The sequence below is a fragment of the Lentzea sp. NBRC 102530 genome (genome assembly GCF_030269365.1).
Taxonomy (GTDB): domain Bacteria; phylum Actinomycetota; class Actinomycetes; order Mycobacteriales; family Pseudonocardiaceae; genus Lentzea.
Map to the genome: position 1 here is coordinate 891,487 of NZ_BSTF01000001.1, position 19,701 is coordinate 911,187.

A 19,701-nucleotide genomic window follows, 5' to 3' on the forward strand; every position below is an offset into this window, starting at 1 on the left:
CACCGGGCAGCCGCCGATCGCCACCCGCCGGTCGCCACCAGCCAGCCGCCGGCCGCCACCAGCCAGCTGCTGCCCACTACCTGTCAGCCGTCGCCGCACAGCGGGTAGCTGCAATGCGGTCCTGCCGAGCGCGATCGCCGGCCCCAGCCGTCCGCTACCGGCCAGCCGTCGCCCGCCAGCCGCCCCGCGGTCCCGCCAACCTCGATCACCGACTTCCGCCACCAACCCCTACCCGCCACCCAGCGAGACGAGCACGGCGACCGCGTCGGCCCAGGGCGGTTTCCGGAAAAGAAGAAAGCCCCCATGCTGCCTGGGGGAGGCCGGCAGCCTGGGGGCGGCAGGCCGCCGAGCCGTTGGGGGGTGTGCGGCTCGGCGGCGAAGCGTGAGGTGGTCGGTGCGGCGGTCGCCTCTCGGCGAGTGGCTCGACGCGGCTCCGGTCGTACCGGTCTTCCGCGAAGGCTTTTGTGTGTGGGGCCCGGGGACTCGTTCCGCGCCGACCGTCTCGTACAACGGTGTGGGGTTCCGTTGTGTTTCCTGGTGATCTGTGTGCTCGCTCACCAGGAGTCTTGGTGGTGCAAGGGAATGCGGGTGGGAAGGCCCTCGAGCCGCCTGGGGGTGAACGGCTCGAGGGCGGAGCTGCTGGTCGGCACGGCGGTCGCCTCGCGGCGATGAGCACGACGCGGTTCCAGCCGGACGGTATTCCGCGAAGGCGTTTCCTAGTGGGGCCCGGGGACTCGTTCCGCGCCGACCAACCTGTACAACGGCGCGGGGTTCTGTTGTGTTCCAACGGGAACTGTGTGGCCGGTCACCACGGTGTGGCCGGAACATGTTCTCTTGCAAGAAGAAGTGGCCGGCGCGGCAGGAGAGGTCCGCGCCGGCCACGATCGCCCGCGAGCCGCCTGTCGGGGAGGATGACGGCTCGGGGGCGAGCTGGTGAGGCCGGTGCGATCGGTCGCCTCTCGGCGAAAAGCACTGCGCGGCACCAGGTTCCTCGGTCTTCCGCGGAGGCGTTGAGGTGAGGCCCGGGGGACACGGACCGCACCGACCAACCTGTACAACGGTTCTGGTGCCCCGCGTGTTTCGCTGGTGATCTGTGTGGTCGCTCACCGCGAGTAGTTCTACGCATCAGGGCTCAAGGTAGACGTCGAAACAACAGGAGTTCTCCTCGTCCTGTCACGCTGTCCGGCCGCGGGTGCCTGGTCGCGCCGCCGTCGCCGGCGCCAGGACGTGGCTCGCGAACCCGGCCAGCCCGGCCTGATCGAGGACGTCGCCGGCGAGGTGTGGTCGAGCCCGGCTCGGCGGAACGCCGGGGGAGGGGTCACCCGCGTCCGGAACCCTGCGGCACGACCAGGCCGGACTCGTAGGCGATCACGACGAGCTGTGCGCGGTCGCGGGCGTGCAGCTTCGTCATCGCGCGGTTGACGTGGGTCTTCGCCGTGAGCGGGCTGATCACCATGCTCGCCGCGATCTCGTCGTTCGACAGGCCGCGCGCGACCAGGGTGACCGCCTCGCGTTCGCGGTTGGTGAGGTGCGCGAGACTCGGGCTCGGACGCGGTGGGACGCTCACGTAGCGGTCGATGAGCCTGCGGGTGATCGACGGGGCGAGCAGCGCGTCACCGCGGGCCGCGACCCGGACGGCGTGCAGGAAGTCCTCCGGCAGCACGTCCTTGACGAGGAACCCCGCCGCACCCGCCTTCAGGGCGTGGAAGACGTACTCGTCGAGGCCGTAGTTGGTCAGGATGACGACGTGGGTGTGCGCCAGCACCGGGTCGGCGGCGATGCGGGTGGTCGCTTCGATGCCGTCCATCTCGGGCATCCGGACGTCGACCAGGGCGATGTCCGGCAGGTGCCTGCGCGCCTGGTCGAGGCCTTCGGCGCCGGTGGACGCCTCGGCGACGACCTCGATGTCGTCCTCGGCGTCGAGCAACGCGCGGAACCCGCTGCGGATCAACGGCTGGTCGTCGACCAGCAGCACGCGGATCACGGCTGTGCCACGGGGAGTTCGGCCTGCACGCGAAAGCCGCCCTCGCTGCGGGGTGCCGCCTGGAGCCTGCCGCCGAGCGCGGTGACGCGTTCGCGCATGCCGAGCAGCCCGACGCCGGGTTCGGGGGTGGGCCCGGTCGCCTTGCCGTCGTCGGCGACCTCGACGACCACCGCGTCCTGGCGGTAGCCGATGTGCACGTGCGCACTGGCCGCGGACGCGTGGCGGGCGACGTTCGTGAGCGACTCCTGCACGATCCGGTACGCCGTGCGCTCGACCGCCGCCGGCACGGCGTCGTGGCTGCCCTCGATCGTGAGCTGCGCGTCCAGGCCGGTCGAGCGCGCACGTTCGACGAGCGCCGGAACGTCGCTGATGCCGTGCGGCGGGCTCTTGTCGTCGTCCCGCAGGGCTTCGAGCGTGGCGCGGAGTTCCCTGGCGGCCTCGCGTCCGGCGTCGCGGATGGCGAGGAGCGGTTCGGGCACGGTCTCGCCCTTCTTCTGGGCGAGGTGGACGGCGACCTCGGCCTGGAGCTTGATCACCGAGATCTGGTGGGTGAGCGAGTCGTGCAGTTCGCGGGCGATGTGCAGCCGTTCCTCGTTCGCCCGCCGCCGCGCCGCTTCCTCCTTGGTGCGTTCGGCCTCGTCGGCGCGGCGCTCGGCCTGCCGCAGCGCCTCACCCGCGGCCGCGGCGGCGACCAGCCAGGCGATCTGCAGGACGTCCCTGGTCTGCGTGAACGCCTCGTAGGCGGTCAGGTCGCGGGGCGAGACCAGCGCTGCCAACGGGATCGTGGCGATCAGCAGCACCGATCCGGCGAGGGTGAAGAGGCGGTGGCCCGCCCTCATGGTCGCGTAGACGGCGAACAGGAACGCGATCACCGGGACGGCCGCGCCGGTGGCCTGGTAGCCGAGGGCGAGCAGGCCCGTCACCACGAGCACGGTCCTGGGTGCCGTCCGGCGGGCGGTGAGCGCCAGCCCGCTCGCCGCCAGCAGCACGTAGGCCGGTGCGGTGGCGGGATGAGCGGCCACGACGAGGCTCACCGCCACGCCCGCGGCGATCGCCCGGTCCAGCCAGCGCCTGGTCATGGGAGCACCCTAGATGGCCGCAGCCGCCGGCAGATCGTGCGCGGGGAGGATTCCCGGCTACCACGACCGCGGTAGTCGGGTGTTCGCCGAGGACGGAGCGTCAACGGGGGAGGGATGCTCGGCTACTGCGAACGTGGCACTCAAGAGTCTGCGCTCGCACGACGACCAGAACGGCGCGGCGGCCCAGGCTGGTGTCCATGGTGCTTTCCGCTGCATATGAAATGACCGCCGGCAGAGCGTGGTCCCTGGTCGGGATCGTTGTTGGTGCGCTTGGGTTGTTAGCGCTCACGCGACGCAAGGGCACGTGGGCTCTCGCGCTGGGAGCCGTCGGTGCGGTGATCGGTGTCGCGGTCGTGCTGATGGCCGAGGGCGGCCCCGGCACCGGCTACGGCATCGTCGGCGGCTGGGTGTCGCTCGTCGTGGGCGCGGTCGCCGTCGTGCTGGGCGGGGTGGTCACGCGAAGAGGCGCTCGGGCTGCTGCACGGCCCGGCGGGTGATCAGTCCCGCCGCGCCCCGCACCACCGCGAACTCGCCGAGCGGGGAGGCGACCAGCCGCGTGTGCCGTTCGCCGCCCGCGAGCACCCGGCTGTCCATTTCGGACCGGACGGCGTCGTGGAGGTGGTCGTACAGCACGGCGTAGCTGCCGCCGAGCACGACCGTCGGCACGTCGAAGAGGTTCGTCAGCGTCGCGATGCCGACGCCCAGCGCCTCGCCGGCGTGCCGCACGGCGTCCACGGCCTTGGAGTCGCCCGCCGAGAGGGCCCTGCGCAACGAGTCGAGCCGCCGCCGTCCCGCCTCGCGCAGGATGACGTCGAGGCCCGCGTACCGCTCGACGCACCCGCGGCTGCCGCAGGTGCAGGGGATGCCGTCGCGTTCGATCACGACGTGGCCGAGTTCCCCGGCGAACCCGCTGACCCCGCGGTACACCTCGCCGCCCAGCACCACGCCGGCGCCGATGCCGACGTCCGCCGTCACGTGCACGAAGTCCTCGCCCGCGAGGTGCCGCGGCCAGAGGTGGGCGAGCGCGGCGAGGTTCGCCTCGTTGTCCAGCGCGACCTCGACGCCGAGACGGCGGGAGAGGTCCAGCGCGAGGGGCTCGCCGACGAGTCGTGGCAGGTTCGGTGCCCTGACCACCACGCCGTCGTGCACCACACCGGGGATCGCGAGCCCGGCGCCGAGCAACGGGCGCGGGCCGGTCACCTCGCGGATCAGCGCGCACACCCGGTCCAGCACGTCCCGCGCGGACGCCTTGCGCAGATCGGCGGGCACGAGCCGGCGTTCCAGGGTCTCGCCATCGAGGCCGAGGGTCTCCACGGCCAGGTGGCTGACGTTGATCTCGGCGCCGACCGCCACCGGTCCGTCGGGGTGGAAGCGCAACGGCTTGGACGGCCTGCCCATGCCGGCGAGCGTGGCCGGTTCCTCGACGAGGATCCCGCCCGCCAGCAACGGTTCGGCGAGGTTGGACAGGGTCGCTTTGGTGAGGCCGGTGCGGGCCGCGAGGTCGGCCCGCGAGCCGGGGCGGTCGACGAGTGCGAGCAGCACCGTCCGCAGGTTGCCGAGGCGGACCTGCCTCAGGTGGTCGACGGTGGTCATCGCGGCCAGTATCGCGGTGCGCCGGCCCGCACGCGGACACCGGGTGCGGGCCGGGCCGTCATCGGCTCAGGTACTTCGTCGCCGCGTCCGCGTACCGCTCGCGGATCGACGGCACCGCGTCCGCCTCGTACCGCGTGCTGTCCGCGCCCGCCCACTCCGGCGGGGCCTCGCCGCCGGTGAGCGTCCACGCCGCCTGCCGGGCCGCACCGTCGGCCACGTACTCACCCGGCGCGGGCACCGTCACCGGCACACCGAACACGGAAGGTGCGATCTCCCGCACGGCACGAGAAGCCGCAGCTCCTCCGACGAGCCGCACGCCCGTGACGTCCGCACCCTGCGATGTCAACGCATCGAGGCCAACGGCCAGACCGCACAACATGCCTTCCACCGCCGCACGCGCGATGTTCGCGGGCGTGGCGTTGGTGAGCGTCAGGCCGTGCAACGCCCCGGTCGCGTCCGGCAGGTTCGGTGTCCGTTCACCTTCCAAGTAGGGAACCAACACCAGCCCTTCCGCACCGGGCCGGGCGGACAACGCGAGGTCGCTCAACGTGGCCAGGTCGACGCCCAGCATGCGGGCGGTCGCGTCCAGCACACGGGCGGCGTTCAGCGTGCACGCCAACGGCAGGTAGCGCCCCGTGGCGTCGGCGAACCCCGCCACGATGCCGGACGGGTCGGCGGCCCGCACGTCGGCCGTGGCCGTGACCACCCCGGACGTGCCGAGCGACACGACGACACCGCCGCCCACCCCGAGCATGGCCGCCGCGTTGTCCCCGGCACCCGCCCCGAGCCGCACGGGCCCGTCCACGTACGAGGAAGGCCCGAGCACCTGCGGCAGCACCACGTCGGACCGGCCGAGGGCCAGTTCGACGAGCGACGGCACGTAGGAGTTCGTCACCGAGTCGAAGTACCCGGTGCCGGACGCGTCCGAGCGGTCGGTCACGAGGTCGGACAGCACACCGGTACCGCGCAGCCGCCACGTCAGCCAGTCGTGCGGCAGGCAGACGGCGGCGGTGCGCTTGGCGTTGTCCGGCTCGTGCTGGGCGAGCCAGCGCAGCTTCGTGATCGTGAACGACGCCACCGGCACGAGCCCGATCCGCGCCGCCCACTCGTCCGCACCCAGCTCGTCGGTCAGCGAAGCGGCGGCCGCCGCGGAACGGGTGTCGTTCCACAGCAGCGCCTCCCGCACGACGGCGCCGTCCTCGTCGAGGCAGACCATGCCGTGCTGCTGGCCGGCGACGCTCAACGCCGCGACGTCGTCCAGCCCGCCGGCGTCGGCGAGCGCGGACTCCAGGGCCGACCACCAGTGCGAGGGGTGCACCTCGGTGCCGTCCGGGTGAGCCGCGCGGCCCTCCCGGACGAGCCTGCCCGTCTCCGCGTCGCGGACCACGACCTTGCACGACTGCGTCGAGGAGTCGACGCCGGCGACCAGCGTCATGTCAGCGCGCTCCGGTGAGGTGCTCGATCGCCAGCTGGTTGAGGCGCACGAACCCGTACCCGCGCTCGGCCGCCGCGTCCACGTCGAACCCGGTGTCGGCCAGCAGGTCGTCGTAGGACTCACCGGCGTTCAGCGTGGGCTGCCCCAGCTCGGCGACGCCCGCGGTCTGCAACGCCTCCTGCACCTCCGGGTCGGCCCGGAACGCCGCCGCGCGGTCGCGGAGCAGCAGGTAGGTGGCCATGTTCGCCTTGGCCGAGTCCCACACGCCGGTGATGTCCTCGGTGCGCGACGGCTTGTAGTCGAAGTGCCGCGGGCCGTCGTAGCCTGCCGTCTCCAGCAGGTCGACCAGCGCGAACGCGTTCATCAGGTCGCCGTGCCCGAACACCAGGTCCTGGTCGTACTTGATGCTGCGCTGGCCGTTGAGGTCGATGTGGAACAGCTTGCCGTGCCACAACGCCTGCGCGATGCCGTGCACGAAGTTCAGGCCCGCCATCTGCTCGTGCCCGACCTCGGGGTTCAGGCCGACCAGCTCGGGCTTGTCGAGCGAGGAGATGAACGCCAGCGCGTGGCCGACCGTCGGCAGCAGGATGTCGCCGCGCGGCTCGTTCGGCTTCGGCTCCAGTGCGAACCGGATGTCGTAGCCGCGGTCCGTGACGAACTGGGTCAGCAGGTTCATGCCCTCGCGGTAGCGGTCGAGCGCCGCCCGCACGTCCTTGGCCACGTCGTACTCGGAGCCCTCGCGGCCGCCCCACAGCACGAACGTCTTGGCGCCGAGTTCGGCGGCCAGCTCGATGTTGCGCAGCACCTTCTGCAGCGCGAACCGCCGCACGCCGCGGTCGTTGCTGGTGAAGCCGCCGTCCTTGAAGACGGGGTGGGCGAACAGGTTCGTCGTCACCATCGGGATGACGAGCCCGGTCTCCTTGAGCGCGTCCTGCAGGCGGCCGATCTGCTTCTCGCGGTGGGTCGCCTCGAAACCGAACAGGTCGTCGTCGTGGAACGTCAGGCCGTAGGCGCCCAGCTCGGCGAGCCGGTGCACCGCCTCGACCACGTCCAGTTCGGGGCGCGTGGCGTCGCCGAACGGGTCGCGGCCCTGCCAGCCCACGGTCCAGAGACCGAAGGAGAACTTGTCCGCCGGAGTGGGCGTGCTCATCATCCACCTCATTCGTTCAATGCTTGAACTTAGTCTGGACAGTACGACGCCACGCCCGTGATCGCAATCGGTCAGATCCGCGCGGCCACGGCCTCGACGGCGGGGGCCAGCGCCTCGGCGATCGCCCGGTAGCCCGCGGCGGACGGGTGGAAGCGGTCGCCGGCGAAGAGCGACGGGTCGGCGGCGAACCGGGGCGTCACGGCGCGTTCGACGTGGGCGACCACGCCGCCGGCGCGGATGACCGCCCGTTGCTGGACCTCGGCGTACTGGCGGCTCGCGGCCGACACGACGTCGCGCAACGCGGGCGGCACGTGCGCGACGACGCTCAGGTCCGGCGCCGTGGCGACGACGACCTCCGCGCCGGCGGCCTTCAGGTCGGCGACCGCGTCGTGCAGCTGCCGCGCGCCGACCGCCGGTGGAACGAACCTGGTCAGGTCGTTCGCTCCGATCACCACCACCGCGATGTCGACGGCGCCCGCGGACCGCACCTGCCCGCGCAGGTCCGCGGACTTGGCGCCGGGGAAGGCGCGCACTTGAAGATCGATCTGGTGACCTGCCGCCCTGAGGTGCTGGGCGAGCAACGGGCCGAGAGTGTCCTCGCGGCGGGTGCTGCCCACTCCGGCGGCGATCGAGTCACCGAGCAGACACAAACGCATGGTCGTTCAACGAAAGCCGGGGCTGTGGTGTTCCGGGGAACAAACCGTGCTGCCGTCCGGTTGGGAGAAATGGGTTCCGTCGGAGTGTTGATCTGTCTACACTCCACGATCATCACCGAGACGAGAGGAGACCGGCCGTGCGTACCGCCGTCGTCGTCCTCTCGTCCCGTTTCGACGTGATCCTCGTGTCCTCGCACCCCGGTCGCCCGCTGCGCGCCGGGCACCGGAGTGTCTGACGAACCCCTGAGAGCGGTTCGTCGGGTCATCGCGCTGACCCCGTAAGTCCTTGAACACGAAGGCAAAACCATCATGCGCACGATCACGTTGAACGCTGTCCGCAACCTCGGCATCCTCGCCCACGTCGACGCGGGCAAGACCACGCTCACCGAACGCTTCCTGTTCGCCACCGGCAGCACCTACAAGCGCGGCGAGGTCCACGACGGCACCACCGTCACCGACTTCGACCCGCAGGAGCGCGACCGCGGCATCACGATCTTCGCCGCCGCCGTGACCTGCACGTGGGACGGCCACCGCATCAACCTCATCGACACGCCGGGCCACGTCGACTTCGCCGACGAGGTCGAACGGTCCCTGCGCGTGCTCGACGGGGCGGTCGCGGTGTTCGACGGCGTCGCCGGGGTCGAGCCGCAGAGCGAATCGGTGTGGCGCCAGGCAGATCGGCACGGCGTGCCGCGGATCGCGTTCGTCAACAAGCTCGACCGGGCGGGCGCGGACCTCGACGCAGTCGTGGCGTCGATCCGCACGCGCCTGCACACCGCGCCGCTCGTCGTGCAGCTGCCGATCGGCGCGGAGGACGGGTTCCGCGGTGTCGTCGACCTGGTGCGCATGCGTGCGCTGGTCTGGGACGACGACCTCGCGGAAGGCCCTGTGCCGGAATCGTTGCTGGCAGAGGCGCGACGACGCCGTCGTCTCCTGGAGGAGGCGGTGGCCGAGCTGCACCCCGAGGCGTTGGAGGAGTTCTTCGAAGGAGGTCTGTCCGAGCGGACGCTGCGCAAGGCTCTGCGCGAGATCACGAGCCAGGGCACCGGAACCGTCGTGCTGTGCGGTAGCGCTTACCGCAACCGGGGCGTGGAACCGTTGCTGGACGCGGTGATCGCGTACCTGCCGTCCCCCGTGGACGTTCCGCCGGTGCGCGGCGTCGACGGGCAGGAACGCCTTCCCGATCCGGACGAGGAGTTCGCGGCGTTGGTGTTCAAGGTGAACGCCACCGCCACCGGGCGGCTCGCGTACGTCCGCGTCTACTCCGGCACCCTCCACAAGGGAGACTCGGTGCTGGTGGCGGGCCGCGCGGAACGCGTCGGGCGGATCCTGCGCGTCCAGGCCGACCGGCACACGCCGGTCGACGAGGCCGTCGCGGGTGACATCGTGGCGCTGGTCGGGCTGAAGTCGGCCCGCATCGGGGCGACGCTGTGCGCTCCGAACGCTCCGGTGCTGCTCGAACCCCCGGTGTCGGCGGAACCCGTCGTCTCGGTGGCCGTGGAGGCGCGCACCAGCGCCGACAACGCGCGGCTCGTCGAGGCGCTGGCGCACCTGGTCGACGAGGACCCGTCCCTGCGGTTCGGGACGGACCCCGAGAGCGGCCAGACGGTGCTGTCCGGCCAGGGCGAACTGCAGTTGGAGGTGGCGGTGCAGAAGGCACGGACGCTGCATCGCGTGGAGATCACGATGGGCCGTCCGCGCGTCTCGTACCGGGAGACGGTCGGCTCCGGGGTGCGCGGATTCGCGTACCGGCACGTGAAGCAGGACGGAGGGCAGGGCCAGTTCGCCCACGTCGTGATCGACACCGAACCGCTGGAGGACGGGTTCGAGTTCCGCTCGGCCGTCACCGGCGGCCGGGTGCCGCAGGAGTTCGTCCGCGCGGTCGAACAGGGCTGCCGGGACGCGCTCGCCGAAGGACCGCTCGGCCACCGGGTGGTCGGCCTGCGGGTGACGCTCACCGACGGGTCCACGCACGTCAAGGACTCGTCGGAGATGGCGTTCCGGACGGCGGGACGGCTCGGGCTGCGCGAGGCGCTGAAGGCCGGCGTCATGACGCTGCTCGAACCGATCGCCGAGGTCACGGTGACCGTGCCGGACTCCTACCTCGGCGGGGTGCTCGGTGACCTGGCGACGCGTCGCGGCCGGATCCTCGGCTCGGTGGCCAGGTCCGGTGCGACGGTGGTGACGGCGAGCGTGCCGATGGCCGAGATGTTCGGGTACGTGACGAGGTTGCGCAGCCGGACGCAGGGCCGCGGCAGCTTCACCAGCACGCCGACCGGCTACGCGCCCGCGTAGCGGTTCACCGGCAAGATCGCAGGCCCGGCTCTGTCGACCGACGACGGGGCCGGGCCTGTGTCATGATCGGCTGAATGGAGCCGTTGCGCGTCATGTCCTTCAACCTCAAGTTCGCCTCCACCGCCGAGCCGAACTCGTGGGCCACCCGGCGCCCGGTCGTGGCGCAGTTGCTGATGAACGAACTGCCGGCCCTCCTCGGCACCCAGGAGGGCCTGTACGGGCAGCTGGGCGACATCGCCCACGACCTCCCCGACCACTACGACTGGATCGGCCTCGGCCGGCTGGGCGGCAGCCACGACGAGTTCATGGCGATCTTCTTCGACACCCTCCGGCTCGAACCGCTGGAGTTCGACCACGAGTGGCTGTCGGACACCCCGAAGGTCGTGGGGTCGCGGTCCTGGGGCAACAACGTGGTCCGCATGGTCACGTGGATCCGGTTCGCGGACCGCCTGACCGGCAAGCAGTTCGTGGCCGTGAACACGCACTTCGACCACGAGTCCGCGCACGCCCGCCTGCGCAGCGCCGAGGTCGTGCGCGACCGCCTGCAGGCCCAGACGTTGCCGGTCGTCGTCACCGGAGACTTCAACGACGTCCCCGGCTCGCCGCCCCACGCCGCCCTCACGAGCCTGCTGGCCGACACCTGGCTGACCGGTCCGCGGCAGACGCCGGCCTACGGGACGTTCCACGGCTACGGCCCGCTGGTTCCCGACGGCCCGCGCATCGACTGGATCCTGACCCGCGGTGCCGCGGTCGAGTCCGTCGCGATGAACACCTACCAGCGAGATGGCCAGTACCCGTCCGACCACCTCGCCGTCCAGGCGTCGGTCACCTTCTAGGCGCCCACTCGGGTGGCAGGTCGTGCGAGCAGGTCGGGGCACCGGCCGCCCGCTGCTGCCGCTGGGTCAGGTACGGCCCGGCGATCTCGGTCCGGGGGACCGGTGCCAGCGCCGTGATCGCGTCACCGGCGGCCAGCACCTGGCGCCGCATCCGTTCGTGGTCGACGGCCTGCGCGCCGAACGCCGGTGCCCACAGCGTCCACGGCCCGGAGATCATCGCCATCGTCGGGACCAGGTGCGAGTGGAAGTGCGTGCCGATCCCGCCGAACGAGCACTGCGGCGGCACCCGGCCCGGCACCGGCAGGTCGCTGCCCGGCAGGACGAACGTGCGGTCGACCTCCCGCCCGGTCAGCGCGGCCTGGGCGGTGCCGGCGAGCACCGGGCTGCCCGCGAACCACCCGGAGAACTCGGCCTGGCCGGTGGGCTGCAGGGAACCGCCGACGGGCAGGAACTCCCGCGTGCCGAGGTGTTCCAGCACGAACGCGAACGCCACCGACCCCGAGTCGTACTCGGCGTCCAGCGCGCGGGCCTTGAACTCACTGCCCTCGGCGGGCCGGTGCAGGTGCCCCGTGGCGAAGACGAACTCGATCGTGCGCGGCCGGCACCGCAACGGCAGCCGCGCGAAGTGCTCCGCGAGCGCCAGCAACGCGACGGTGCCGTTCTCCTGCACCCAGCCCACGCCGTCGGTGTTGGTGTCGAGCACGATCCGTTCGCCGCTCACGCCCGGCAGCGTGGCGACCAGCGACCGGGTGACGGCCGGAACCCGTGCCGCCAGCACGCCGATCGTCGTGCGCGTGCCGGGAACCAGCCGCAGCGCCGCGTCCGAGCCGACGAACACGCCCGGCACGCGGTAGTGGGTGCCGAGGTGCGGGTCCCAGTAGCCCTTCACCTGCTCGTGCGGGAACGGGAAGGCGACCACCACCCCGGCCGCACCGGCCGTGCCCGCGTCCACCATGTCCTGGTCGAGCAGCGGTTCGGCGAGGTAGCCGCGGTCGAGGGCGGGGAACGCGCGCAGCACGACCTTGCCGCGGGCGTTCCCCGGCGTGATCGGGGTGCCGGCGGGCAGGTGCACGAGTTCACCGGAGCGCAGGCCGGGTTCCGAGTAGGGGATCGCGCCCGCGACCGGCACCGCGCCGCCGGAGAGCAGGAGGCCGGGGCCGGGCTGCCAGCGGGTGATCGTGAACGGTTCGGACCGCACGGACACACCCGGAAGGCGGCCGACCCTGCGTTCGAGCCACGAGATCAGGCGGTTGTGGTGGGGGCTGCCGGTCGCGCGGACGCCGAACCCGGCGACGGTCGCGTTGAGCGCGCGGAGTTGCCGGGCCGAGGCGAACGTCCGCTCGTCGATCGTGGGGCCGCAGCCCGTCGCGGCGATCGCGGGCGTGGTCAGTTGGAGGGCGAAAACCGTTACGACACCTATGAATGCAACGCATCTGGCGGGGCGCACGCGGCACACTGTGGTCTGGGTGAGCGGCGCTCACAATCCGCTGTCCGGGTAGCCAAACGAGACCCTGTCAACCGTCAACTGAAATGGTTTATACCAATTTCCGCTACGGTCCGCGAGATGCGCCTGAAATCGACGTTCGGCCGCGTCGCGGTGATCGCGTACGCGCTGTTGTTCACGCTCGGCTCCACGGGGGTGGCGAGCGCGTCGCACGGCAAGGAGTGCAGAACCCCGTCCATCGACCGGTTGCAGCAGTGGATCGCCAGCGGCGAGGGCGCCACGGAACCCGCGACCGGCAGCATCCTCGTGCCGAAGGGGCGGCACGGCCACACGGCGAAGATCAAGTTCCTGGCCGACGACTGGGCGGTCATGGTGGTGTGGCTGGGCAACAAGTTCGAGGCCCAGGCCGATCTGTCCACATCGCACGGTTTCTGGATGACCTACCGGGCCACGAACGACCTGTACGTCCAGTTGCGGCCGGCCGAGTTCTGGAGCGGTGGTGACAAGTGGGTCACCAAGATCCCGTCCACCGGCGGCGAGCTCGTCAAGCGGTTCTTCAGCTTCAAGACGAAGGACTGGACATATCTGCCGGCGCTCGGCAAGCCGTCCTACCCGCTCGCCGACGCCCTCGACGACGCCCGTGGCCTGGTGTTCGTCGGCAACACCAAGAACGACCTGGAGTTCACCAGCCTGAAGATCGACGGGTACCGGCCACCCTGCGTTCACTGAAAACCGGTTATCGTCCCGGGACGTGAGAGCGCTCCCGGTCTTCCTGGTCACTGTCCTCACCGCCGCACTGGCGACCCCCGCGAGCGCGGCGGTGAGAGACGACACCCGGTACGTCGACCCGTTGATCGGCTCGGCGGGCGGCGGCAACACCTACCCCGGCGCGGTCAGGCCGTTCGGGATGATCTCGTGGAGCCCCACCTCGACCCGCGGCGACCAGACGAACACCGGTGCCGCCAACGGCTACGCCTACGACGCGACGCGCGTGCGCGGGTTCAGTCTCACGCACGTCAACGGCGCGGGCTGCCACCCCGGCGCGGCCGGTGACATCCCGATCATGCCGCACGTCGGTGACATCACCTCGTCGCCGACCGCGGACATCAAGGACCAGATCTTCGCGAGCGACTTCTCGCACGCCGACGAGAAGGCCGAGGCGGGCCGGTACCGCGTGGGCCTCGCGTCCGGTGCCACGGCCGACCTGTCCGTGACGACCCGGGCGGGCATCGGCGAGTTCACGTTCCCGGTCAGCGGTTCACTGCTGTTCCGCACGTCGAACTCGTTGAACGGCAGCGAGGACGCCGACATCACGATCGACCCGGCCTCCGGCACCGTGTCGGGTTCGGTGCTCACCGGCGCGTTCTGCGGCCGCCGCGCCAACGGCGGCACCAACAACCAGAAGACCTACTACCGGCTGCACTTCACGGCGTCGTTCGACCGCCCGATCTCCGCCTACGGCACGTGGGTCGACGACTCGCTGCGGCCGGGCACCACGTCGGCCTCCGGCGGCGAGGGCTACCTGACCGGAAGCGCCCGCGCAGGCCGGGGTTCCGGCGGGTACGTGTCCTTTGCGGACAGTGCGGTGCGGATGCGCGTCGGCATCTCCTACACCAGCCTGGAAGCGGCGCGGCGCAACCTCGCCGCCGAGATCCCGCGCCGTGCCACGGTGTCCGACGTCGCACGCGAAGCCCGCAAGGAGTGGGCCAAGCGGTTGCGCGCGGTCGAGGTCGACGGCGGCACCACCGACGAGCGCACGATCTTCTACACCGCGCTCTACCACAGCTTCCTGCAGCCCAACGTGATCACCGACGTCGGAGCTCCCGCGCGATACGGCAACTTCTCCGGCTGGGACCAGTACCGCGCCCACACCCAGCTGCTGGCGTTGCTGGCGCCGGACGTCGCCGGCGCGTTCGCCCAGTCGCTGCTGGAGATCTCCCGCCAGAACGGCGACGTGTGGGACCGCTGGGTCCACATCACCGGCCCCACGCACGTCATGACCGGCGACCCGTCCGCCCCGGCCATCGCGGGCATGTACGCGATGGGAGCCCGCGACTTCGACGTCCGCGCTGCCTACGACTCACTGCTGCGCCAAGCCACCGTTCCGCACCCGGACGGCCTCTCCGACAAGGGCTGCCCCGGCCAGTGCGAGGGCCAGCGCCCCAACCTCGCCGAGCACCTGCGCCTCGGCTACGCACCGCACGACACGTGCCACTGCTGGGGCGGCGCCGCCGAGACGCTGGAAGACGCCGTAGCCGACCAGGCGCTGGCCGACCTGGGCCGTCGCCTCGGCCGCCCGAACGCCGACCTGGAGCAGCGCGCGGGCTGGTGGCGCAACACGTTCAACCCGGCCACCGGGTACCAGCAGGCCCGCCGCGCCGACGGCAGCTGGGTGACGCCGTTCAACCCGGCCTCGGACCAGGGCTTCGCCCAGGGCAGCAGCGCCACCTACACGTGGATGGTCCCGCACGACGCCGCCGGTCTGGCCTCCGCGATGGGCGGGTCCGACACCGCCGTGACGAGACTGGACGGCTTCTTCAAGCGCGCCGACGGCTCGTGGGCCACCGGCGGCGACCCCCTGCGCTACGACCCGACCAACGAACCCGGCATCCACACGCCGTGGCTGTACAACGAGTTCGGGCAGCCCCGCAAGACCCAGGAGACCGTCCGGGCGATGGCGCGGCTCGTGTACCGCACCGGGCCGTCCGGCCTGCCGGGCAACGACGACCTGGGCACGATGTCGGCCTGGTACGTCTTCGCCGCGCTCGGCCTCTACCCGCGCACGCCCAGCAGTGCCGAGTTGCACCTCTCCAGCCCGATGTTCCCGAAGGCGCGGATCGCCGGCCGGAACATCACGATCATCGCGACCGGCGCGCCGGGCGTGTACCTGCGGGAGACGCGGTGGAACGGGCGCGAGGTCGGCCGGCCGTGGCTGCCGGAGTCGTTCGTGCGGCGCGGGGGAGTGCTGGTCTCCCGTCTGGAGGGCTGAGCCACCACCCGGCGTCACCCCGTCCCGCTCTCCGGCGGCTGTCCGGGTGGTTTCCCAGCGCCCAACCAGGCGCTGGGTTGGTTGCCCATTGACAGGCCCGGAGTGCTCTCGACAGGCTGCACCTCCCTGTGATCGGAAGGTGGAGCTTGTCGTGAAACTCCGTTTCGTCTTACCGGTGCTCTCCCTGCTGCTCGGTGTCGTGGTCCTGCCGGGCACGGCGCACGCGGATCCCTCGGCGGCCGACGCCTGCTACACGTGGGGCCGCACCCTGTCGCAAGGCGCGTCGGGCGAGGACGTCCGGCAGTTGCAGATCCGCGTGGCCGGTTATCCCGGGTACGGCGCCGTGCTCGCCATCGACGGGCAGTTCGGGGCCGGTACGAAGGCGGCCGTCACCCGGTTCCAGCAGGCGTACGGGCTCGGCGCCGACGGCATCGCCGGGTCCGCGACGTTCTCGAAGATCTACGCGTTGCAGGACAACGACTGCACGCCGGTCAACTTCTCCTACGACGAGCTGAACAACTGCAACTCGGACTGGTCGGGCGGCAACGTCTCGGCGGCGACGGCCCGCGCCAACGCCCTGGTGTCGATGTGGAAGCTGCAGGCCATGCGGCACGCCCTGGGCGACCGGCCGATCGACGTCAACGGCGGCTTCCGCAGCGTCTCGTGCAACAACGCGGTCGGCGGCGCGGCGGGCAGTCGCCACCTGTACGGCGACGCGGTGGACCTGGGCGCCGGTGCGCAGGGCTTCTGCGCGCTGGCGAAGCAGGCGCGCAACCACGGCTTCAACGAGATCCTCGGGCCGGGGTACACGGGCCACAACGACCACGTCCACGTGGCGCACAAGTCGTCGCGCTTCTGGTCGGCCCCGAGCTGCGGCGTGTCCTGAGCACGATGGCGGGGCCGCGGCGACCGCGGCCCCGCCACCGTGGCAGTCGGTCCAGCCGGGCGCTCACGTCTTGAAGGGCGAGCCGGCTCCCTCGGCGCGGGTGTGGCTGCGGCGCGCGGTCGCCGACAGCGGCAGCGCGATGTCCTCGAGCGACTTGTTCTCCGCGTCCACCGCGAGGAACCGCGCGACCAGCCCGCCGCCGATCATGATCACCGCGCCGACCAGGTAGCCGACGAACAGCCGCACGGGCTGGTCGCCGGTGCCGATCAACGCGCCGTAGATCACCGGGCCGAGTGCGCCGAAGCACTGCGCGATGGCGAAGAAGACGCCGATCGCCTTCGCGCGCACCTCCAGCGGGAAGATCTCGCTGACCGTCAGGTACGCGGCGCTGGCGCCTGCCGAGGCGAAGAAGAAGATGACGCACCACGCGATGGTCTGCGTGACGGCGTTGAGGACGCCGCTGTAGAACAGGACGGCGGTGACGGCGAGCAGCGCGCCGGAGACGGCGTAGGTCAGGAACAGCATGCGGCGGCGGCCGATGGTGTCGAAGAGGTGGCCGATCGTGAACGGGCCGACGAGGTTGCCCACCGCGAACGCGATCAGGTAGAGCGGCGTCACCTCGGACGGCACGCCGTAGAACTTGCCCAGCACCAGCGTGTACGTGAAGAAGATGGCGTTGTAGAGGAACGACTGGGTGATCATCAGCGTCGCGCCGAGCACCGCGCGGCTCGGGTATTCGCGGAACAGCACGCGGGCCAGTGCCAGGTAGCCGATCTGTTCGGCCGGCTTGACCTCGATGGCCTTCTTCTCGTCGACCTGGGGAAGCGCGGAGCCGGATTCCTTCTCGACTTCTTCTTCGATGCCTTTGATCGTCTTTTCGGCTTCTTCGGTGCGGCCGTGCATGATCTGCCAGCGCGGGCTTTCCGGCAGGTGCCTGCGCACCACCAGGATCACCAGGCCGAGCACCGGCCCGATGAGGAAGCCGAGTCGCCAGCCGAGCGACAGCTCGACGTGGTTCAGCAGGATGTAGGAGCCGAGCGTGCCGAGCACCGCGCCCGCCCAGTAGGTGCCGTTGACGGCGATGTCGACGCGGCCCCGGTAGCGCGCGGGGATGAGTTCGTCGATGGCGGAGTTGATCGCCGCGTACTCGCCGCCGATGCCCATGCCGGCGATGAACCTGGTCAGGTACAGGAAGACCAGCCAGCCCGCGCCGTTGCCGAGGGTGAACGCGGTGAGGCCCGAGCCGACCAGGTAGACGCCCAGCGTGATCATGAACAGCTTGCGGCGGCCCAGCCGGTCGGACAGGTGCCCGAACCACAGGGCGCCGACGACCTCGCCGATCAGGTAGACGGTGGCGAGCAGGCCGACCGCGGTGGACGACAGCGCGAGCGTCTCGGGTTTGGTCAGCGTGTCGGCGATGGCGCTGGCGACCGTGATCTCCAGGCCGTCGAGGATCCACGCCACGCCGAGCGCGATGACCATTCGGGTGTGGAACGGCGACCAGGGCAACCGGTCGATTCTCGCCGGGATCAGCGTGCGCACGCCGTCAGCCATTTCTTTCACCGAACAGCGGTACCCGGCGCTTTGATTTCGAAACTCGCGCAATAAATGAGTGCTTTGTCCGTATTGGGATTAATCGCGGCTATTTCTGGGCGGGAATCGGACGTTCGGCCAGTGCGGTGGCGACGGCGTGCAGGTTCGCGGCCATCGTGCGGCCGGTGCTCTCCGACCACTCGTGACCCTCTTCGGTGTCGGCGTAGCTCGGACCGGGACCGGGACCTCGGTTCCAGTACGTCCAGGCCTGGCCGGGGATGGTGTAGCCGATGTCGCCCAGCCCGCCGCAGATCTCGCTGATGACGTGGTGCGCGCCGTCCTCGTTGCCGGTCACGACGACGCCCGCCACCCGGTTGTAGGCCACCGGGCGGTCCTGGTCGTCGGTCTCGGAGATCATCGCGTCCATGCGCTCCAGCGCGCGCTGGGCGAGCGAGGAGGGCCTGCCGACCCACGTCGGGGTGGCGAAGACCAGGATCTCGGCGTCCAGCAGCAAGGTGTGGATGTTCGGCCATTCGTCGCCGCCGCCGAGGTCGGTCGTCACGCCGGGCGGGATCTCGTGGTCCGCCAGGCGGAACGAGGTGACCTCGACGTCCATCTTGGCCAGTTCGTCGATCACGACCTGGGCGAGCAGGTCGGTGTTGGACTTCTCCGGCGACTTCTTGAGGGTGCAGTTCAGCACGACGGCACGCATCGGGCGTCCTCCTTCGGTAGCGACGGCCATGGCCCCGGCTACCCGGTCATCCAGGTGTGAACCGTTCTGGCCGGGGGTAATCGCTGCACGAGGAGGTCGTCATGCCAGCGGGATCGAACGCGAAACGCGAACGCCAGTACGAGCACATCAAGGACTCCGCGCAGGAGCGGGGCGCCTCGCCCAAACGTGCGAAGGAGATCGCGGCCCGGACGGTGAACAAGAACCGCGCCCAGGCCGGTGAGTCGAAGACGGCGAGCAAGTCGTCCACAGAGGACATGTCGCCGCAGAAGCGCGGCGGGCAGCGGTCCGGGACGAACCGGCCGAAGGGGCTCACCAAGGAGCAGCTCTACAACGAGGCCAAGAAGAAGAACATAAAGGGCCGCTCCACGATGACGAAGAGGGAACTCGCCTCCGCGCTCGGACGCTGACGTGCCCGAGCAGCAGTCCGAAGTGGACAAGTCGGCGGCGCTGGCGATCCTCACCATGGAGCACAACACGTTGCAGATGATCCGCACGGCGACCATCACCGACGCCACCGGCCGCGCGGGCCATCTGCTGACGACGATCTCCGCGTCGATGATCGCGCTCGGGTTCGTCGCCCAGGTCGTGCCGTCGCCGGTGTTGCTGACGCTCGTGCTCGTCATCTTCACCGCGCTGTTCCTGATCGGTCTCGCCACGCTCTTCCGCACGGTCGAGCTGACCATCGAGGACGTCCAGGCAGGCCTGGGGATCAACCGGATCAGGGCCGTCTACGCGGAGCTCGAACCGGCGACGAGGCACGTCTTCGTGCGGCAGCTGCACGACGACACCCTCGGCGTCGAGGCCGACGCCGGCCAGACCGGCTGGCGCAAGGCACGACGGCCTCGGCTGCTCGGCACGGCGCTCGGCGTCGCCGGTCTCGTGAACCTCGTCAACGGACTCGTCGCCGGGGTGATCGCCGGCGCCGCGGCAGGACTGCTGGGCGCGGGCCTGACCTGGTCGATCGTGCTCAGCGTGGTCGTGGCCGTCGCCGTGTTCAGCGGTTTCGGCGTCGCGCTCGGCCGAATCGGACGGCGTGGCATCGCGCCCATCGCCACTCGCTATCCGAGGAACAACCCGAACTGAAGGAG

At 70.9% G+C, this 19,701-nt stretch carries 17 protein-coding genes; 8 read left to right on the forward strand and 9 right to left on the reverse strand.

Translation table 11 applies throughout. The annotated features are described in order from the left end of the window. Positions 1-1,318 precede the first annotated feature (1,318 nt). Entirely contained in the window at positions 1,319-1,984 is a 666-nt protein-coding gene (locus tag QSK25_RS03900) for a response regulator (protein ID WP_285632724.1), read from the reverse strand. Then, positions 1,981-3,063, reverse strand: a complete 1,083-nt coding sequence (locus tag QSK25_RS03905; RefSeq protein WP_285632729.1) for a sensor histidine kinase — start codon at positions 3,061-3,063, stop codon at positions 1,981-1,983. Before QSK25_RS03905 ends, QSK25_RS03900 begins: the two co-directional genes overlap by 4 nt. 275 nt (positions 3,064-3,338) lie before the next feature. Between QSK25_RS03905 and QSK25_RS03910 the strand changes: the two genes are divergently transcribed. Then, complete coding sequence (locus QSK25_RS03910) at positions 3,339-3,560, forward strand: DUF6223 family protein (RefSeq protein WP_285632732.1); 222 nt, start codon at positions 3,339-3,341, stop codon at positions 3,558-3,560. Here the strand turns inward: QSK25_RS03910 and QSK25_RS03915 are convergent. From QSK25_RS03915 to QSK25_RS03930, 4 genes are all read right to left on the reverse strand, one after another. Beyond that, complete coding sequence (locus QSK25_RS03915; protein ID WP_285632735.1) at positions 3,517-4,656, reverse strand: ROK family protein; 1,140 nt, start codon at positions 4,654-4,656, stop codon at positions 3,517-3,519. The genes QSK25_RS03910 and QSK25_RS03915 overlap by 44 nt on opposite strands. 58 nt (positions 4,657-4,714) lie before the next feature. Then, entirely contained in the window at positions 4,715-6,091 is a 1,377-nt protein-coding gene (gene xylB, locus QSK25_RS03920; RefSeq protein WP_285632738.1) for a xylulokinase, read from the reverse strand. A 1-nt stretch (position 6,092) separates the two neighbouring features. Beyond that, positions 6,093-7,244 carry a xylose isomerase gene (xylA, locus tag QSK25_RS03925; protein WP_285633008.1) on the reverse strand — a complete coding sequence of 384 codons (1,152 nt, stop codon included), beginning with the start codon at positions 7,242-7,244 and terminating at the stop codon, positions 6,093-6,095. 68 nt (positions 7,245-7,312) lie between these two features. Then, the gene (locus tag QSK25_RS03930) at positions 7,313-7,897 is read right to left on the reverse strand and encodes an SGNH/GDSL hydrolase family protein (protein WP_285632741.1); all 585 of its coding nucleotides are present in this window, start codon (positions 7,895-7,897) and stop codon (positions 7,313-7,315) included. 309 nt (positions 7,898-8,206) lie between these two features. Here QSK25_RS03930 and fusA point away from each other — a divergent pair, with 309 nt between their 5' ends. Beyond that, complete coding sequence (gene fusA, locus QSK25_RS03935; protein WP_285632752.1) at positions 8,207-10,192, forward strand: elongation factor G; 1,986 nt, start codon at positions 8,207-8,209, stop codon at positions 10,190-10,192. Positions 10,193-10,266: 74 nt separating this feature from the next. Beyond that, entirely contained in the window at positions 10,267-11,028 is a 762-nt protein-coding gene (locus QSK25_RS03940) for an endonuclease/exonuclease/phosphatase family protein (protein ID WP_285632755.1), read from the forward strand. On the opposite strand, the gene QSK25_RS03945 is transcribed toward QSK25_RS03940, so the two are convergent. After that, a complete protein-coding gene (locus tag QSK25_RS03945) occupies positions 11,018-12,475 on the reverse strand; it encodes a hypothetical protein (protein WP_285632758.1) in 1,458 nt (485 codons plus the stop codon). The genes QSK25_RS03940 and QSK25_RS03945 overlap by 11 nt on opposite strands. 117 nt (positions 12,476-12,592) lie before the next feature. On the opposite strand from QSK25_RS03945, the gene QSK25_RS03950 reads away from it, so the two are divergent. The 3 genes from QSK25_RS03950 to QSK25_RS03960 all read left to right on the forward strand — a co-directional run bounded on the left by QSK25_RS03950 (position 12,593) and on the right by QSK25_RS03960 (position 16,347). Then, complete coding sequence (locus tag QSK25_RS03950; protein ID WP_285632761.1) at positions 12,593-13,201, forward strand: hypothetical protein; 609 nt, start codon at positions 12,593-12,595, stop codon at positions 13,199-13,201. Between the two features lie 22 nt (positions 13,202-13,223). Then, positions 13,224-15,461 carry a GH92 family glycosyl hydrolase gene (locus tag QSK25_RS03955; RefSeq protein WP_285632764.1) on the forward strand — a complete coding sequence of 746 codons (2,238 nt, stop codon included), beginning with the start codon at positions 13,224-13,226 and terminating at the stop codon, positions 15,459-15,461. A gap of 151 nt (positions 15,462-15,612) precedes the next feature. Further along, the gene (locus QSK25_RS03960) at positions 15,613-16,347 is read left to right on the forward strand and encodes a D-Ala-D-Ala carboxypeptidase family metallohydrolase (protein ID WP_285632767.1); all 735 of its coding nucleotides are present in this window, start codon (positions 15,613-15,615) and stop codon (positions 16,345-16,347) included. A gap of 63 nt (positions 16,348-16,410) precedes the next feature. Here the strand turns inward: QSK25_RS03960 and QSK25_RS03965 are convergent, their stop codons facing one another. Together QSK25_RS03965 and QSK25_RS03970 are read right to left on the reverse strand one after the other, a co-directional pair. Next, positions 16,411-17,901: an MFS transporter gene (locus tag QSK25_RS03965; protein ID WP_285632770.1), complete on the reverse strand. Its 1,491-nt coding sequence runs from the start codon at positions 17,899-17,901 to the stop codon at positions 16,411-16,413. A gap of 88 nt (positions 17,902-17,989) precedes the next feature. Continuing rightward, positions 17,990-18,592, reverse strand: coding sequence for a flavodoxin family protein (locus QSK25_RS03970; protein ID WP_285632773.1), 603 nt, complete (start codon positions 18,590-18,592; stop codon positions 17,990-17,992). A 101-nt stretch (positions 18,593-18,693) separates the two neighbouring features. Here QSK25_RS03970 and QSK25_RS03975 point away from each other — a divergent pair, with 101 nt between their 5' ends. Together QSK25_RS03975 and QSK25_RS03980 are read left to right on the forward strand one after the other, a co-directional pair. After that, on the forward strand, positions 18,694-19,020 hold the full coding sequence (locus tag QSK25_RS03975; RefSeq protein ID WP_285632776.1) for a plasmid stabilization protein: 327 nt from the start codon (positions 18,694-18,696) through the stop codon (positions 19,018-19,020). 1 nt (position 19,021) lies between these two features. Beyond that, on the forward strand, positions 19,022-19,696 hold the full coding sequence (locus QSK25_RS03980) for a hypothetical protein (RefSeq protein WP_285632779.1): 675 nt from the start codon (positions 19,022-19,024) through the stop codon (positions 19,694-19,696). Positions 19,697-19,701 lie beyond the last annotated feature (5 nt).

Excerpts from the sequence above, each read along its gene's own strand:
- QSK25_RS03905 (WP_285632729.1), bottom strand. The coding sequence starts at position 3,063 with ATGACCAGGCGCTGGCTGGACCGGGCGATCGCCGCGGGCGTGGCGGTG.
- QSK25_RS03915 (WP_285632735.1), bottom strand. The coding sequence starts at position 4,656 with ATGACCACCGTCGACCACCTGAGGCAGGTCCGCCTCGGCAACCTGCGG.
- xylB (WP_285632738.1), bottom strand. The coding sequence starts at position 6,091 with ATGACGCTGGTCGCCGGCGTCGACTCCTCGACGCAGTCGTGCAAGGTC.
- xylA (WP_285633008.1), bottom strand. The coding sequence starts at position 7,244 with ATGATGAGCACGCCCACTCCGGCGGACAAGTTCTCCTTCGGTCTCTGG.
- QSK25_RS03930 (WP_285632741.1), bottom strand. The coding sequence starts at position 7,897 with ATGCGTTTGTGTCTGCTCGGTGACTCGATCGCCGCCGGAGTGGGCAGC.
- fusA (WP_285632752.1), top strand. The coding sequence starts at position 8,207 with ATGCGCACGATCACGTTGAACGCTGTCCGCAACCTCGGCATCCTCGCC.
- QSK25_RS03940 (WP_285632755.1), top strand. The coding sequence starts at position 10,267 with ATGGAGCCGTTGCGCGTCATGTCCTTCAACCTCAAGTTCGCCTCCACC.
- QSK25_RS03950 (WP_285632761.1), top strand. The coding sequence starts at position 12,593 with ATGCGCCTGAAATCGACGTTCGGCCGCGTCGCGGTGATCGCGTACGCG.
- QSK25_RS03965 (WP_285632770.1), bottom strand. The coding sequence starts at position 17,901 with ATGGCTGACGGCGTGCGCACGCTGATCCCGGCGAGAATCGACCGGTTG.
- QSK25_RS03970 (WP_285632773.1), bottom strand. The coding sequence starts at position 18,592 with ATGCGTGCCGTCGTGCTGAACTGCACCCTCAAGAAGTCGCCGGAGAAG.
- QSK25_RS03975 (WP_285632776.1), top strand. The coding sequence starts at position 18,694 with ATGCCAGCGGGATCGAACGCGAAACGCGAACGCCAGTACGAGCACATC.